Here is a 16,483-nt window from a genome sequence, read left to right as displayed (position 1 = left end):
AATAACAGCCAGGTAAAACCTGACTGTTATTATATTAACTGACTTACTTTTTAAAGTATAACTGATCCATGTTTCTCGGAATATCAAGCCCCCATGGATAACCTTCAGCGGGAACATTTCCTAAATCCTTGGAAATAATATTAGGACTTGTAACATCTGCTACAGGATAAAGCATAACTAAATTGTCATCAAACCACTTTTCCAACTCTTTATACAGCGCTTTACCTTTTTTAGATTCTGCCGGATACTTCTTTCTTGCAGTATGAATGTCGAAAAACTCCTGTAAATATTCTGGTGGAGTTCTGCCGTCAAGTTCAAGGTAGTTATCATAAGAAGCTGGAGCCCAGGAACCTTTAAAATCAGGCAGATAATCTTCGGAAATACCTGAAGACCAGATTGGACCATCATTCCAGTGGATTGAACCCATAAATTTATTATTATAGTTTCTCTGCCACCATAAATCTATTCCCATCTGATCAACTGAAGTTCTAATTCCAATATCTTCAATATGCTGTTTTAAAAGTTCTGATAATGGCACAATATCTGGAGCATGATCAGTTACTGAAAGCACAAACTCAAATTTACTGCCATCTGGTGCAAGTCTGTAACCTTCATCATCAAATTTATCCATTCCAATTTCATTTAATAATTCTCTTGCCTTTTCTGGATCATAAGTTGCAGTTAAGCCTTTTTTACCATAGCGGCCAAAGTAAATACTGTTATTTACATCTTCAGAGTCAATGGCTAAGGCTAAAGCTTTAGAAAATCTCTTCTCTGGATCCTGCATTAATTTCTGCCAGACACTATCTTCTTTTTGATAATTATAATCCTGATTTAAAAAGAGAAGTGGAGGATTATTTATAGAACCAGTAAGTACAGTATTATAATTACCCTTTTCTTCGTTCTTTTTATAAAGTGACATTTTATTTAAAGTTGCACTTTGAGAAAGGAGGTCAACATTACCAGAAATTACTCTCATATCAATTGATTCCTGCTTATTAACTTTAGCAACTTTTATATTATCAATGTACGGCAGCTGGTTTCCTTCCTGATCAACTTTCCAGTAATAAGGATTTCTTTGATACTCCATTACATTAGAATCAATATTGACCGGCATCCAGGCCGTAAGTACCGGTGATCCTATGGAAAATGGCTGAGACAACTCCCAGTGATTAATATCTCTTAAGGTTAATAATTCTGACCAGCTTGTTAGCCCTTCTTCGTCAATTTCTGACTGCATTTCTTCTACAGGAGTAAAATCTTTGTGATACTGTTTTAAATAATGAGCAGGTTTGAAAATTTTTGTATAATCAGTAATCCAGGAAGCTAGTTGTGTTTCAAACCAGCCGAAGCTTTCTGAAAATTTAATTTTAAAACGATATTTATCAATTACTTCCAGCTGACCAGGGTTATCATTTGGGTCTTTTAACATTGAGGGAAATTGTTCAGCCACTTCTTCATCAGCATAGAAATTTTCGAAAGCAAATCTGACATCTTCAGTTGTTACCTCTATTCCATCAGACCACTTTAATCCTTCGCGAATTTTAAATTCAAATTCTGTATAATCTTCATTATGCTTGTATTCACTTACAATTGCTGGTTTAGGATCCTCTGTCGTTTGACCTGGGGCCCTCAGGATAGGGGTTCCAAATCCTAAAAACAATTCATGGATCCCTGCCTCTACTGAAACTAAATTAAGTGTACCTCCATATTCACCAATCTGATAATCTAAATACTCTTCTGGTACCTGGGTTCCAGTTTGAACAACAAAAGGTTGAGCTGGAAGTCTATTTTCTATTTCCGGTAAATCTCCACTATCAACTTTCTCATCCAGAATAGGCGACTGATTGAAATTTGCTGCTGTAACAGTTTGACACACCAATAATATTAAAGCTAAAAGCATATAAACTAATAATTTTTTACTCATTATTTCCCTCCTAAAATTTTTAATAAATTAATTTAAAGTTAACAATTTCAAATACTCAGCTATTTTCAATATCACCTCCACACTTTTTGCACACGTGTTCAAAAGTCTTCAAAAAAAATAACTCAGCTTTTTTTATTTATTCTACTGGAATCTCTAACAATTAAATAAGGCTCAAGTAATTTTGTAAAATATTTTTCCTCTTTATTATTAATCTTGTCAAGTAATATCTCAATCGAAACTTTTCCCATCTCTTCTATTGGTTGAGCAACAGAACTTAAAGTTGGTCTGCTCTCTGCAGCAAAAAATGTATTATCAAATCCAACAATTGAAAGATCTTCGGGGATTTTTAAGCCAAAATCAGAAAAAGCATGTATTGCACCAAAAGCTGCTAGATCATTAACTACAAAAAAAGCTGTTGCTTTTAGATCATGTTCTTTTAAATATTTTGTTGTAGCTTTATAAACCACCTGAGAAGCTGAACGCCCTGCAAAATCAGATTCAATATAATTTGAAGACTCAATTTCCAAGCAGTGTTTTTTTAGCTCATTTTTAAATCCAAGTAATTTCCCTTCTTTATCTGGAACGGGACCAATATAACCAATATTTTTATGTCCCATTTCAATAAAATGTCTGGCTACTTCAGCGCCACCATTTTGATGAGAAACCAAAACTGAATCAAAATTATTTATATTTTTTGTTAAAGTTAGAACTGGAATATCATTATCTATTAGTTCCTGAAAATGAGGCAGTTTATATTCTGAAGGAATAACAATTATACCATCAACCTGCCGGCCATATAATATTTCTAAATAATTTTTCTCACGTTCTATATTTCCGCCAGAATTGCAGACAATAATATTATATCCCTTTTTATTTGCTTCAATCTCTAGTGCTTCAATAATTTCACTGTAAAATGGGTTGGAAATATTGGGAGCTATAACACCAATAAGATAAGATTTATTGCTGACTAAACTCTGGGCTACTTTATTTGGCTTAAAATTTAACTCCTCAACTATTTTCATTATCTTTTTTCTTTTTTCTTCTTTTACTGAATCATGACCATTGATAACTCTAGATACTGTAGAACGTGATACTCCTGCTTTTTCAGCTATATCCTTCATAGTTGTCATCTAAAACACCTCATTAGACTTATGTAAATTATAAACTTATAATTGATTTTTTGAACGCGTGTGCAAAAGTTTTTAAAAAAATATTTTTTTAACGCATTCTAAGTATAAATTAAATAATTATAATTGTCAAGCAATTTTTAAAATTAATTTGCCATTTCGATAGATATTACCCTGTATATACTTAAATAAATTTGTATATACAGGGTGAATGATAATCCATTAAATAATTATTAATTTCATTTAATCCCAGATAGAATTAAGTTTATAAACTTCTAAATTCTTTATATAAGCTTTTCCACCAGAAACTCTGATCTCTATCTCCTCTGAATCTAACTCTGGAAAAACAAGATCTGTTATAGAAATCTCGCCATCATCCAAAAAAACTTCCATAGAAGAACGATCAATAAAAATATCTAAATCAACTGCTTTTTTAAAATCATAATCTATTTCTTTTTCAAGTAGGAAAGTCTCATCAAAATCTGTGTTACCAGAATTATTAAGATCAATTATAATTTTATTCTGCTTTTTATTCAGCTTAAGTAATGATTCCTGCTTGTCATTTTTATGCAGAGCAAAAACAACTTCTTCAGCATCACTAAAGTCAAGCTCTGCTTTAATTTCATAACTCTGTTCTTTAAAGTCAATCTTTTTTGAACCCTCAAGTTCAGTATTTACTTCAGAATAAAATTTTTCTCTCAAATTCTTTAATTCGGTTATCGGCTTTTGAATTAACTTAATCCTCTCTCCATCATCTTTTAGAGATAGTTCTCTGGGAATTGACATCATTCCCCGCCAACCTGTTGTCGGTATTTTAGACATGTAGCCGATATTGTTCATCCAGCCCAGCCAAATTTCTCTTTGATCAGGCAGGTTAGACCAGCTCTGCAGGGCATAAATATCCTGCCCCTGGTCTACAAAAAAACTCCTGTCATAATCACTTTTAAACTCTCTGCCGTCAAAATCGCCAATAAAATACTGAACAGCTACACCAGACTGACCACCCTGGATATCACCGACTTCTAAAATCCATTTTTCTTTATTTTCTGAAGCATCTGCAGTCCCTGATTTTTCTACCGGCATTTTTATTAAATCCGGACACTCCCAGGTATCAACATGAATACCTATCTCCTGACCAAATTCACTTAAATAATTCCAGTCCTTTAAATCTGGAGAATTATAAAATCTAACCCGGTCAGCACAGGTAACAATCATTACCCACTTTTGACTTTCTTTGTGCCAGAAAACCTTGGGATCTCTAAAATCTGCTACTCCATAATTTTTTATTACAGGATTACCCGCATATTTTGTCCAGCTGCGGCCCTTGTCTTTACTATAGGCAATTGCCTGCTGCTGAAGTGGTCCCTTTTCCCGTTCAAGATGAGTGGTATAAATTGCTACCAGACCTTCTCCCCCATCAAAAAAGCCAGTTGAATCATTTTTATCTACAACAGCTGAACCGGAAAAAATCATCCCCAGTTCATCATCTGGCTCCAGAGCTATCGGCAGATGCTCCCAGTGGATTAAATCCTTGCTGACAGCATGACCCCAGTGCATCGGTCCCCAGATTACATCATTGGGATTATACTGATAAAAAAGATGATATTCTCCCTGATAAAAGACAAGACCATTGGGATCATTGGACCAATTTTTTGCCGGGGAAAAATGATACTGGGGTCTATATTTTTCCTTATATAAATTATCTACTAACATAATTTGTGCCTCCTACAAAATTCAAATCTTAAATTTACTTATCTTAAATCAAATCTTATTCCAGCTGCTTCTTATTGTTCAGCACTAATCATTATAGTATTATTTTTCTGGAAAATAAAGATTTATCTGTCTTATTTAATTCCACTTCTGGCTACAGTATTAACATAGGTATCCTGCAAATAGAGGAATAATAATAACACAGGAATTGTAATCATAGCTGCAAAAGCCATAATATCTCCCCAGTTGCGCGGATACTGACCAAAGAATACTTCCATGGCTACTGTTAAAGGTCGATATTCCGGACCTCTAGTTACCATCAAAGGCCAGAGAAAGGATCCCCACTGCATCAGAAAGTGTAGAATTGCTACACTTGATAAAATAGGCTTTGATAGGGGCAGAGCAATCCGCCAGTAGATTCCAAACCAATTTGCACCATCAATAATTGCAGCCTCTTCCAGTTCAGATGGGAAATTTTTAAAGAACTGAAATAACAGAAATATATATAGTGGATTGGCTATAAAAGGTATAATCTGTACATGATAGCTATCCAGCCAGCCCAATCTATTTGTAATCAGCAATAATGGAACTGCTATTGCTTCAAAAGGAATAATCATTAAAGCTACTACACCAGAAACTATCAAAGCTCTCCCCTTCCAGCGCAGACGTGCCAGTGCAAATGCCATCATACTGTTGACCAGCAGACCAATTATAATTGTAGTACTTACAATAAAAGTTGAGTTAAATAAAAACCTGGCAAATGGCATTCTGTCAAATACATCAAAAAAGTTTTTAAGGCTGAGATCTCCCGGGAAAAAGGCTCTCACTGAAGCCATATTTCTTAAAATTGCAGTTTCATCCGGATTTAAAGATACTGAAATCATATAAAATAAAGGAAATATGAAAAAGATACTTAATACAATCATTGCAAGATAAGCAAAGATTTTTCTATTCTGCTTGTACTTCATTACTACACCTCCTCTTCTGTATCATTAAGTGCAATTCTCTGAATAATTGAAATTACTAAAATAATTAAAAAGAATATAACTGTTAGAGCCGAAGAATAGCCAATATTTAAACGCTTAAAGGCCATATTATAAATATGAAGCATTGCTGTATAAGTAGAATTCTGTGGTCCTCCATTTGTCATTACATAAACCTGAGTAAATAATCTAAAGGCCAGGATTGTTGTTGAAATAATAACAAAAGTTGTAGTATTTTTTAGCTGTGGTAAAGTGATATATAAAAACTGCTGCCAGGTATTGGCACCATCAATATCAGCGGCTTCGTAAAAAGAATCCGGTATTTCCTGTAAGGCTGCTAAAAAGATCAGCATCTGGAAGCCAACTCCCTGCCACATCGACATCAGCATAATTGAAGGAAAGGCTGTAGTAGTATTATTTAAAAAGTCAATTCCATCCCAGGCGCCAAAAGTAATAGAAGTTAAAAAGCCATTAATTAGTCCGTCCGGATGATATAAAAAACTCCAGATTACAGACACAACAACCATTGTGGTAACAGTTGGTATAAAATATATTACTCGAAAAAATTTATTACCCTTAACTTTTATATTTACTAAAATCGCCAGTGCCAGTGCTAAAGCTGTCTGTAGTGGTACAACCACCAGAACAAAGATAGCATTATTTGTAAGACCGGTTCTAAAAAGATTGTCACCAAGAGCCCGAACATAATTAGTTAAACCAACAAATTGAGTTCCCCGGGGACTTTCAATTAAACGCTGGTTGGTAAAAGACAGTCCAAATGCCATTAAAAAAGGTAAAACCATAAAAACTAATAATAAAATTGATGCCGGCAGCATAAAGGTAGTAATAGACTTTTTATCATTTCTTAGCATAAAATCCTCCTTTCATTAAAAACGTTAAATAATAGATTACATTTTCAAATTGAAACCGGGAGAAGATTTCTCCCGGCTGATAAACACCAATCAGAATTTTTATCTTAATTAATTCCTAGATACTCAAATTCTTGATCAATTTCTTGAGCTGCATTATCCAGTTCTTCTTTTACATCTCCACCACTGACAAAGTTATCAACAGCAGTAGTAAAAGCATCAGTAATTACTGGATAGGCAGGAGTAACTGGTCTTGGAACAGCAATAGTTTCCAGCTGTTCAACAAACAGATTTAGATCTCCACCTTTTTTATATGGTTCAGATAATGCAACAGCAGATGATCTTGCAGGAACAGCACCATTGGCATCTGTCATCTGAACAATATTTTCTGGCTGAAGTACAAACTCTAAGAATTTCCAGGCTGCTTCTGGATTTTCTGAGTTATTGGTTATACTCCAGGCCCAGGAACCCATACCAGTAGCCTGCTTTTCAAACTTAGGTGCAGGTAATAATACTAAATCTTCACCTAAAGCTTCTGTATAAGGGTTATAATTCCAGTGTCCAGTCCAGGATAAAGCTGCAACTTCATTGATAAACTCTGTATCTCCCGGAGGATTCTGATTTGCATAACCATTTTCAAATAGTGACTTAAACCATTTACCAGCTTCAATCGCTTTTTCCCCATTTAAAGTCCCTTCAGCCTGATTAGCTTCTCTATCAATCAAATCAGCACCAAAAGCCTGGAAAAATGGTGAAAATCCATAAGTATACCATTCACCAACATCAAACATCTTAAAATCAAGAGCATATTCTACCTCATCAAGCGCCTGTAAATCTTTTACAATTTGCATAAACTCATCATAGGTCCAGGCATCTTCAACAGAAGTAGGAATTCTTGCATCAACAGCCTCTAAATACTTTCTATTTCCCCAGAATGAAAGGCCGGAATCAAAAGCTCATAATGCATATACATGATCATTGTAAGTTCCCTGAGACATAATTGAAGGTAAGAAATCATTTTTCATTTCTTCGCTCATGTATTCTTCTAGTGGATGTAAATATCCTGACCAGGCATAGTTAGCAACATATGGACCATCAAGGTCAAGTACATCAGGTAAGTCATTAGCTACAGCTGCAGCCTGAACCTGCTCATTATAGCTACCTTCTGGAAGCTCAACTAAGTTTACATAAACTTCGTCCTGCATTTCATTAAATCTCTTTACCTGGTCCTGAGTAACTGCTCTTTCTGCACCTCTACCTGAATGATACCAGACTGTTATTTCTGTCTGTGCCATTACACCTGCAGAAATCGCTAAAACTAAAATCATTGTCAAAGCTAAAACTAATTTTTTACTCATTATTGTGGGCTATCAAGCCCATCCCCCCTTTTTTAATTTAATCTTAGAATTACCAGTGTCAGACAATTGATAAATTATTTTTTTATCCACCTCCTCAAGATATTAATTGATTATCTTTGATAAATATATTAACATTGCCAATATTAGCAATATTAAATCTTTTTAACTGCTATTTTCTCATAAACTTTTAACTTATTATTCTCAAACTAAGTTAATTTTTTAACTGTTTCTCTTTCAACAATTTCAAAATCTGCTTCATAAAAAGATTCACTATCTTTATTCTTTTTAATTTTGTTAAGCAGCAATTCAACTGATTTTTCTCCTAATTTACTGTGATCCACTCTAACAGTAGTCAATTTTGGTCTTACAACTGTAGCAAGTTCTATATCATCAAAACCAATTATTGAAATATCTTCAGGTACTTTAAGGTTATTATCTAAACAGCAGTCTAAAACCCCAATTGCCATTCTATCAGAAGCTGCAAAAACTGCAGTTGGTAACATTTCGTTTTCACTTAAAATCTTTTCCATAGCCTGATAGCCACTTTTAATTGTAAAATTACCTTCTTTAACAAAACTAGAATTAACTTTAAGGCCGGCATCTTTTAAAGCTTCAAAATACCCATTATACCTTTGTTTACCGGCTGATTTATCATAAAATGGACCCCTAACCATTGCAATTTGCTGGTGATTATTTTTTATCAGAAAATCAACGGCCTGATAGGCAGCTTTATAGTTATCAATATCAACATAAGGTAAACCAGAACCAGGAAATTTCTGAGAAACAACAACCGTCGGAACCTTATACCTATCAAAATATTCTTTATGCTTTTTTGTGAATTTAACACCTGAAAATATAATTCCATCCAACTGCTGTTCTTTAAAAATATGTAGCTCTCTTAATTCTCGTTCAATCTCACCTTTTGAGTTAGAAACTATTAAATTCATAGAATTTTTTTCAATAACACTTTCTATTCCCTTAACCAGCTCAGCGAAAGTACCATTTTCCATATCAGGGGTTATCAAACCAATTAGTCCAGATTCATTTTTCTTTAAACCTCTGGCCATCGCATTTGGTTTATAACCCGTTTCTTTAATTACTTTAAGTATTTTTTCTTTAGTCTCTGGAGCTACAGGCTTACTGTCATTAATTACTCTAGAGACAGAAGCAATAGAAACTCCAGCTTTTTTGGCAACATCTTTAATTGTAACACCCATATTTACACCTCCAGATCCTTGTAATGTAAACGGGTAAACGTTTACATTGACAATAAAAAAATTGCTTTTTCCACTACAAGCAAGTTATAAAATACTTTATTTTGCAGAATTAAAAGCTCGGGTAAACCTTTACATTTTTCTTTATCTAAATTTAGTATAATATTTAGATAATTATTTGTCAAGTTAATTTCTGAAATTTACTTAATTAAAACATTAAATTAACTCATTCTATTTTCTTGTATAAAGAATTTTCTCTCCAGATTCAGTGATTTCGGCCACTCTTGTCTGATTTGAATTAAATCTATCTCGAAAAAATTTAGTTACATCAAAATTATCAGCAAAATGAATGGGGACAAAAAGTGCTGGTTTAAGCTGATTGATAAAATATTCTCCGGCCAGATAAAAGTTTTCTTCTAATCTCGGGTCAACCGGCACAAAGGCAATATCAATTTGTTTACCCTTAAGCTTATCAACTTCTCTTTTATATTCTCTTTCTTCTCTTTTTTGAACCTTTGGGCTAAACTTTTTCCACTTCCACCAGTTTAAATCCCCGGCATGAAAAATAGTTAAATTATCAAGCTCAACTAAAAATGAAACACCTTTATCTGTACTGCCATAACTTGAAATATTTATCTGATCAAGCTTCAGTTCTTCGTCTTTTTCCATTAAGTAAAGGTTATCTTTGCTCTCCAGATCTGATTCCTCTGCAACTTCAGCAGCTAAAATATAATTTATCTGATCACAGTATTCTCCCCAGTCAAAAATTATCTGATTGTAGTGATCATGATGGCTGTGAGAAACAAAAACATAAGTTTCTTTTATATTTTTAAAGCTGTCTGAACGAATGACTCCTTTTTCTAAAGAACTAGTCACTGCTTTTTCCTGCTGCGGCTCGTCTTTAAAATAATCGAAAATAAATAATTTATCTTTTACTCTAACTGCTGTCCCACTATGAAATAAATGATATATTTCTGTCTGCATATTATCAACTCCTGAAATTAAGGCTAACAGAGAAATCAATTTTTATCAAGTAGAAAAATTACATCAGATAACTAAAATATGAATTTTTAATTTAACTCAAGTCAATTTTTTCTATCTGATTGTTGAATAAGTCAATGTACAGCAGCTGATTATTTAAATAATTATCAAAACCAAGTAGATATTTTAGAGCTTCCAACACTTGAATGGAAGCAGTCACTGTCACAGCAGGGGAAAAAACTGCAGGCAGCTTCTGCTTTTTACTGCCGGCAAAAACATCCTTTAGACGCAAGCTGCTTTCAGGCAGCACCAGCATGATCTGGGCAAAAAACTCTTCTATCCCGGCATGGATAAAAGGCAGTTTGTTTTCTGCAGCCAGCTGATCCAAAATAAAGCGGGACTCAAAATTATCAAGACCATCAAAAATAATATCTACATCATTGGGAATTTTAGTTTCTAAACTTATTCTTTCATTTATACCAATAACTTCAGTTTCCAATTCAAATTTACCTAAAAACTCTGCTGCTGCCTCCACTTTTGGACGGCCAATATCATTTTTCCCATAACAGAGCTGCCGATTTAAGTTTGATATTTCCACCTGATCATAATCATAAAGATATATTTTTTTAACTCCAATCCGCTGCAGCTGTAGAGCCTGATTTGTCCCCAGACCTCCAACACCAGCAATCATAACTTTTAATTTTTCCAGCCTCTGCTGCTGTTTATCTGTAAATAATTCCTGCTGTCTTTGTAAATAATTCTTCATAATCAACCTCCTGCTGAGGGTGGAAATAGAGTTACTGTATCCTTGTTTGTAATCTCTGTCTCTAATTTATCTAGATGAATAATATTTTTACCATTAACCAGAATAATCGCCCCGGGTGAGATACTCCGGTCTTCCTCCAGTAATTTTTGAGTAAAATAATTATCATAATCCTGATCTAATTTTTTTATCAGTTCTGCAATTGTAATTTTACTGTTCAATTTATATTCAGTTCCTGCACTTTTTAAATTAATTCTAAATAGTGAATAAAATTTAACTTTTAATGTCATAATTATCATCCTTTAATATTAAAATTCCACCCAGTTCCCGGCAGAGAACTGGATGGATTTACGAGGCTAAATTGAATAACCTTAAACTGCAATATATTTTTTAAAAGCCAATTATTTACCCCGCCAATATTATTATTTAATTTTCATATCCTTTAGTTTCTGTTCACTGATCCAACCATCTTCCTGCCAGCCTCTAATTTCATAATACTCAGGTAAGATTTCTCTGTATTTAGTGCTGATACCCTTTTGTGGACCATCTGGAAGTGGCTCATCAAAGCGAGCTGGCAGTTTATCTTCTTCAGGTAAAATACCTGCTTCTAAGTTAAACTGACGCTCTAAGTTATAAATTCGTTCACCGGTTTCCAGCAGAGATTCTGAGCTGTACTCAAACTGAGTGCCTGCATTGACTATTTCTCTGTAGTCATCAAGTCCTAAAGCAAAGGAAGTAAAAAGACACATTCCAATTGAATCAATGATAGCTGTTAAATCCTGGAAGGTCATAACCCACTTAGGCTTTCCTTCTAATTCCTGTGGATCCAACTTTTCTGGAACCCCTAAAACCTCAGGTGAGATCATATAACCTCTAACATGACAGCCACCGCGGTTTGAAGTAACATAGTTAAGTCCATGTCCCTGAACACCGCGAGGATCGTAAGCAGGAAGCTCCTGTTTTTTAACACTCATCGAAAGCTCAGGATGTCCTTTAGAATCTGCCAGGCGGTATGAACCTTCCGCCAGCTGATCTCCAAAGCCTTCACGGTAAGCCATTTTTTCTGTATAATAGATTATTGACTCAGAAGAACCAAATTTTAATTCAGGACCATTTTCCAGTTCATCTTTATCTATATAGCCTTTTTCATATAATTCCATGGCACAGGCAATAGTTGCACCGGCTGTAATTGTATCCAGACCAAGGTCATTACAGATAAAATTTGCTTCTGAAATAGCATTTAGATCATTAACTCCACAGTCTGCACCAAAAGCCCAGCCTGTTTCGTATTCTGGACCTTCTCCACTGCGGCCATTGGGAAGTTTTGTCTTTCTGGCACAGCGAATTGGACAACCATAACAGCCAGTATTTGACTGCAGATATCCTTTTTCAACCAGTGCTTCTCCAGAAACCTCATCCACATCCTCAAAGATTGCAAACTGGAAATTTTTAGTTGGATAGGCCCCAGTAGAATTAATAATATTGTCTAGAACTTTGGTACCTAAAGCAGGTAAACCCTCACCTGTTACTCCATCTTCTTTCAGTATTTTAGTCTGTTTTTTGACAACTTTCATCATTTCATCTTTAAAATATTCAACCTGTTTTTCATCAGCTTTAACCACAACTGCCTTCAGATTTTTAGAACCCATTACTGCTCCAACACCGGTTCTGCCGGCAGCTCTATCTTTTTCATTCATAATTGAGGCAAATTTAACTAGCTTTTCACCGGCCGGACCAATACAGCTGACTCTTGCGTTTTTATTACCAGCTGCTTCAATCAGGAGATCAGTGGTCTCATAAACCGGCTTACCCCAGATTTCAGAAGCATCTTTGAGCTCAACTTTATCTCCCATTATTGAAAGATAAACTGGATGACTGGCCTTACCTTCAAAAATGATAATGTCATTGCCGCTAAATCTAAGCTCGGCTCCAAAAAATCCACCTGAATTACTGCTGGCTATAGTCCCTGTAAGAGGCCCTTTGGTAACAACCATGTAGCGGCCACCAGTAGAAGCAGCTGTTCCGGTTAAAAGTCCAGTTGCATAGATCAGTTTATTTTCTGGACTTAAGGGATCAACTTTTGGATCAATCTCATCATATAAAATCTTTGATGCCAGACCTCTACCCCCAAGATAGTTTTTAACAAGCTCACCCGATATTTTTTCTGTTTTAATTTCTTCGTTTGTCAAATCAACTCTTAAAACTTTGTACTCATAAATTTTTCCCATTAATTATACCTCCTTTAAATTTACTCTTCTTTCCAAGCACGGGAGGCTGAGTCATTTATTCCTCAACCCAGCGGTCTAATTCCCATAGAAAATTCCTTAGGCAAAAAGACTCGAAGGTATATTATTAATATTAAATATTAATAGCCAAATTCCTGCTTAATCTTTAGAAAAATATTTATTTTTAGATAAAACTTAACTTTTAGGGACACTGAATAACTCCCCTGGCCCAGAGGCAGTCGCCACAGACCGGAAATTCATTACCGTGACAATCTTCTTCATTTTCTTTTGACATCTCACAGCCGGAACACTGGGTACAGTCTGAAAAAGGAAATTCTTTAAGCTCTTTGCGAAAATCTCTAAATTCTTTCTGATTCCAGATTGCTGAGAGTGACTCATCGGAAATATTTCCGAGTGAATATTTTTTGATATGTTTCTTCCGTTCTCTGACATACAGGTCATAACTGTGCATTAGCGCAATACAGGGACTAATTTCTCCCTGCCAGTTAACTGCTATTGAGCCGTCTTCTACAAATTTACAGTAACCGCGATGGGGATTAAATGGTACCTGAGTCGTACTGATTGAACTTGATTTACCTCCTACTGCAGCCAGATCACGGATAATATCTTCTCTTAAATCCGTTGGCGGCAGATAAATTTCCGGCCGGTGTTCAGTTCTGATTTCAGGTTGGGAGCGGCTGATTGAAAATGAATATAATATTTCATCAGACATATCTTCAGTGTAAGGTAGGAGATTTGTTAGAAAAATAAATGAAGCTCCCATTTTAAAGGCCAGCTTGCGCAGATCCTTTAATTCATCCACATTTGATTTCATAATTACATATTCAATTCCAATCTCACATTTTTTCTGCTTTTTATCCCGCAGATTGCGAAATCTCTGCACATTTTCAATTACAGTTTTCAAATCAGCTCCAGAACGAATATCGGCCATAGTTTCTGGAGAAGTCCCATCAACAGAAACCACCAGGCTGTCCAGACCGGCCTCAAGCAGTGCTTCTGCTTTATTCTGATCGAGCAGCAGCCCATTTGTAATCATTTGCGTTTTTACTCCCAGCTCTGAGGCCAGCTCAATCATCTCTGCAATCTCTGGATGAAAAAGCGGCTCCCCAATTCCCCAAAATGAAATTTTTTCTAGACCCTTAAAGTCTTTCAGTTCTTCAATTAATTTATAATAGGTTTCCATTTCCATAAAACCCATCTTTTCCTCCCAGGAATGGCGGACACAGGTTTTGCAGTTTAAATTACAGTCACTTGTCGGCTCAATATAAACTTTTGTCAGCCTGGGATCTGCTCTTTCAATGTAAATTCCCTTCTGATTAAATTTAATTCTAACTTCTGTTTCTGTGTTGAGTCCCAGTCTGGCTCTAACTTCTGTCGGCAGCTCCAGCTTACCATCTTTTAATTTAAGTTCAAACTTTTCCGGCGGGTTTTCATTAATCCCATCACTGCGCCAGAACTGTGGATTATTGATTAAAAACTGCATAATTTACCCCTTTCTCTGTTAAAATTAGACTTAAATCAGATTACTCGCTGCTCACTGTTATTTATAAATTCGAACATTAAATCCGCCTCCAGTTAATTATTTTTGAATAAATAAAATCAAAGCAATTCTATCAGCTATTATTTATATCTAAACACAAAAATAAATTTTTTGCAAATTATTTTCAAAATATTAAGTAAAAATTAATTATTATGATTCAAGTCTCAAAAATCAGCAAAAGAAATAAAAAAGGAGCCTGCTGATTAAAGCAAGCTCTTCCTTAAAAGATATGAATAACGGTGTTTATCTGATAAAGTTCATTAATTTCTTTCTTTCCGCCTCTGGTGCTTCAACTTCACCTTCGGCATTTTCCATAACTTCCATCAGATAAGCCATGTTCTTACCTAAAATTCTCATAATCTGTTTTCCTTCTTCATCCTTTTCTGCTTCGCCTGGGGTCGTACCGTGGATTACACTCCAGTAATTAGATGTAGGCATCATCATTTCCGAATAATTGATATAATTACTAAGCTGATTAAAAGTTGGCATTCCACCTGATCTTCTAACTGCAACAACAGGGGCACCTACCTTATGTCTGAGCATCATGCCGTTGACACTTGCTACATAAAATGCTCTGTCTAAAAATGACTTCATTGTTCCAGCAATTGCTGCATAATGAACAGGTGAGCCAATAATAATCCCATCAGACTCTTTCAGCTTCTGAATCCAATCGTTCACCTGATCATCAATAATACATTTTTCATTCTGGTTTTTGACACATTTATTACAGCTAAGGCAACCTCTGATTTCTTTATTACCTACCTGAATAATTTCCGTTTTAATATCCTTATTTTCGAGTTCTTCTGCCACCATTTTGATTGCATGATATGTATTTCCCTCGCTGTTGGGACTGCCGTTAAAAGCTACTACTTTCATATTATCCTCCCTCTTTGAAATTAATTTGCTATTATAAAATTAATTTGTTAATGTAAAATTATTGTATGTGAATAACTTAATTTTGTCAAACTAATTTTTAGGATAATAAATCTGATAAATCAGAAGCTTCTTTTATTAAATTATCTTTAATTTCCATTAATTTAGCTTCAGAAACTCTACTCGTAGGAGTACTGATTCCTATTGCTGCTATTACTTTACCAGAGTTGTCTTTTACTGGTGCAGCAGCACAATTTAAACCAATTTCTGATTCTTCTTTATCTAGAGCAAATCCCTGCTTCTCAATTTTTTCAAGTTCTTTTTTTAATTTTTTACGCTCAGTTATAGTGTTTTCAGTATATTTTTCTAATTTCTTGTTCAATAATCTATCTACTTCTTTTTCTTCCAAATAAGCCAGTAATAATTTACCTGTGGCACTGGAATGAAGTTCATCTTTGCTTCCCATCTGACAGGTCATCCTTAAACTATGTTTAGATTCTACCTTATCAATATAAAGTACCTTGTCAGCAGATAAGACGCCCAGCTGAACTGTCTCGTCAAATTTATCTGCTAATTTTTCCAAAAAAGGTCTAGCAAGATCTGTAAAAGAGATCTTTCCTTCATAAACTTTTCCCAGTTCAAAAAGCTTTTTGCCTAAAGAATATTTATGATTATTACTATTTTGACTTATATAGCCTGCTTTTTCTAAAGTTGCAATGATACTGTGTAAAGTACTCATATTTATTTCAAGATCATTACTGATCTTCGTTAATCTTACTTCATTTTCATTATTGCCTATATAATCTAAAATTTTGGTTGCTCGCAAAACTGACTTAATTACTCTTTTTCCCATTACAATAATCCCCTTCCCAAAATATCTTACCACAATTTA

General features: G+C 34.7%; 13 protein-coding genes, 1 pseudogene and 1 riboswitch. All 14 genes and pseudogenes read right to left on the bottom strand.

The features are described from left to right. Window positions 1-43: 43 nt before the first annotated feature. The 14 genes and pseudogenes from BW929_RS04835 to BW929_RS04770 all read right to left on the bottom strand — a co-directional run bounded on the left by BW929_RS04835 (window position 44) and on the right by BW929_RS04770 (window position 16,444). Complete coding sequence (locus BW929_RS04835) at window positions 44-1,927, bottom strand: ABC transporter substrate-binding protein (protein ID WP_076544246.1); 1,884 nt, start codon at window positions 1,925-1,927, stop codon at window positions 44-46. Window positions 1,928-2,049: 122 nt separating this feature from the next. Then, the gene (locus BW929_RS04830; protein WP_076544245.1) at window positions 2,050-3,057 is read right to left on the bottom strand and encodes a LacI family DNA-binding transcriptional regulator; all 1,008 of its coding nucleotides are present in this window, start codon (window positions 3,055-3,057) and stop codon (window positions 2,050-2,052) included. Window positions 3,058-3,297: 240 nt separating this feature from the next. Continuing rightward, the gene (locus BW929_RS04825) at window positions 3,298-4,767 is read right to left on the bottom strand and encodes a glycoside hydrolase family 32 protein (protein WP_076544244.1); all 1,470 of its coding nucleotides are present in this window, start codon (window positions 4,765-4,767) and stop codon (window positions 3,298-3,300) included. Window positions 4,768-4,898: 131 nt separating this feature from the next. After that, window positions 4,899-5,732 (bottom strand): carbohydrate ABC transporter permease, encoded by an 834-nt coding sequence (locus BW929_RS04820; RefSeq protein ID WP_076544243.1) that lies wholly within the window; start codon window positions 5,730-5,732, stop codon window positions 4,899-4,901. A 2-nt stretch (window positions 5,733-5,734) separates the two neighbouring features. Further along, a complete protein-coding gene (locus tag BW929_RS04815; RefSeq protein ID WP_076544242.1) occupies window positions 5,735-6,619 on the bottom strand; it encodes a carbohydrate ABC transporter permease in 885 nt (294 codons plus the stop codon). Window positions 6,620-6,723: 104 nt separating this feature from the next. Beyond that, window positions 6,724-7,911 (bottom strand): annotated as a pseudogene (locus tag BW929_RS15345) (ABC transporter substrate-binding protein). Window positions 7,912-8,180: 269 nt separating this feature from the next. Beyond that, complete coding sequence (locus BW929_RS04805) at window positions 8,181-9,191, bottom strand: LacI family DNA-binding transcriptional regulator (protein ID WP_076544241.1); 1,011 nt, start codon at window positions 9,189-9,191, stop codon at window positions 8,181-8,183. Window positions 9,192-9,419: 228 nt separating this feature from the next. Next, window positions 9,420-10,172, bottom strand: coding sequence for an MBL fold metallo-hydrolase (locus BW929_RS04800; RefSeq protein ID WP_076544240.1), 753 nt, complete (start codon window positions 10,170-10,172; stop codon window positions 9,420-9,422). 91 nt (window positions 10,173-10,263) lie between these two features. Further along, window positions 10,264-10,935: a HesA/MoeB/ThiF family protein gene (locus BW929_RS04795; RefSeq protein WP_076544239.1), complete on the bottom strand. Its 672-nt coding sequence runs from the start codon at window positions 10,933-10,935 to the stop codon at window positions 10,264-10,266. Window positions 10,936-10,937: 2 nt separating this feature from the next. Then, complete coding sequence (locus tag BW929_RS04790) at window positions 10,938-11,222, bottom strand: MoaD family protein (RefSeq protein WP_076544238.1); 285 nt, start codon at window positions 11,220-11,222, stop codon at window positions 10,938-10,940. Window positions 11,223-11,354: 132 nt separating this feature from the next. Further along, the gene (locus tag BW929_RS04785; protein WP_076544237.1) at window positions 11,355-13,160 is read right to left on the bottom strand and encodes an aldehyde ferredoxin oxidoreductase family protein; all 1,806 of its coding nucleotides are present in this window, start codon (window positions 13,158-13,160) and stop codon (window positions 11,355-11,357) included. Window positions 13,161-13,169: 9 nt separating this feature from the next. Further along, window positions 13,170-13,288, bottom strand: a riboswitch (molybdenum cofactor riboswitch). Between the two features lie 71 nt (window positions 13,289-13,359). Beyond that, on the bottom strand, window positions 13,360-14,661 hold the full coding sequence (locus BW929_RS04780; protein ID WP_076544236.1) for a radical SAM protein: 1,302 nt from the start codon (window positions 14,659-14,661) through the stop codon (window positions 13,360-13,362). 300 nt (window positions 14,662-14,961) lie between these two features. Further along, window positions 14,962-15,594, bottom strand: coding sequence for a flavodoxin family protein (locus tag BW929_RS04775; protein WP_076544235.1), 633 nt, complete (start codon window positions 15,592-15,594; stop codon window positions 14,962-14,964). Between the two features lie 97 nt (window positions 15,595-15,691). Then, window positions 15,692-16,444: an IclR family transcriptional regulator gene (locus BW929_RS04770; RefSeq protein ID WP_076544234.1), complete on the bottom strand. Its 753-nt coding sequence runs from the start codon at window positions 16,442-16,444 to the stop codon at window positions 15,692-15,694. Window positions 16,445-16,483 lie beyond the last annotated feature (39 nt).

Origin of the sequence: Halanaerobium kushneri, from assembly GCF_900156285.1 — a bacterium.
Classification (GTDB): Bacteria; Bacillota; Halanaerobiia; order Halanaerobiales; family Halanaerobiaceae; genus Halanaerobium; species Halanaerobium kushneri.
The sequence above is the reverse complement of the archived record's forward strand: the minus strand, read 5'-3'. Positions and strand labels throughout refer to the sequence as shown.

Bases quoted from the DNA above. Each gene is read 5' to 3' on its own strand.
- BW929_RS04780 (WP_076544236.1), bottom strand. From the start codon at position 14,661: ATGCAGTTTTTAATCAATAATCCACAGTTCTGGCGCAGTGATGGGATT.
- BW929_RS04825 (WP_076544244.1), bottom strand. From the start codon at position 4,767: ATGTTAGTAGATAATTTATATAAGGAAAAATATAGACCCCAGTATCAT.
- BW929_RS04800 (WP_076544240.1), bottom strand. From the start codon at position 10,172: ATGCAGACAGAAATATATCATTTATTTCATAGTGGGACAGCAGTTAGA.
- BW929_RS04775 (WP_076544235.1), bottom strand. From the start codon at position 15,594: ATGAAAGTAGTAGCTTTTAACGGCAGTCCCAACAGCGAGGGAAATACA.
- BW929_RS04785 (WP_076544237.1), bottom strand. From the start codon at position 13,160: ATGGGAAAAATTTATGAGTACAAAGTTTTAAGAGTTGATTTGACAAAC.
- BW929_RS04815 (WP_076544242.1), bottom strand. From the start codon at position 6,619: ATGCTAAGAAATGATAAAAAGTCTATTACTACCTTTATGCTGCCGGCA.
- BW929_RS04805 (WP_076544241.1), bottom strand. From the start codon at position 9,191: ATGGGTGTTACAATTAAAGATGTTGCCAAAAAAGCTGGAGTTTCTATT.
- BW929_RS04830 (WP_076544245.1), bottom strand. From the start codon at position 3,057: ATGACAACTATGAAGGATATAGCTGAAAAAGCAGGAGTATCACGTTCT.
- BW929_RS04770 (WP_076544234.1), bottom strand. From the start codon at position 16,444: ATGGGAAAAAGAGTAATTAAGTCAGTTTTGCGAGCAACCAAAATTTTA.
- BW929_RS04795 (WP_076544239.1), bottom strand. From the start codon at position 10,935: ATGAAGAATTATTTACAAAGACAGCAGGAATTATTTACAGATAAACAG.
- BW929_RS04820 (WP_076544243.1), bottom strand. From the start codon at position 5,732: ATGAAGTACAAGCAGAATAGAAAAATCTTTGCTTATCTTGCAATGATT.
- BW929_RS04835 (WP_076544246.1), bottom strand. From the start codon at position 1,927: ATGAGTAAAAAATTATTAGTTTATATGCTTTTAGCTTTAATATTATTG.
- BW929_RS04790 (WP_076544238.1), bottom strand. From the start codon at position 11,222: ATGACATTAAAAGTTAAATTTTATTCACTATTTAGAATTAATTTAAAA.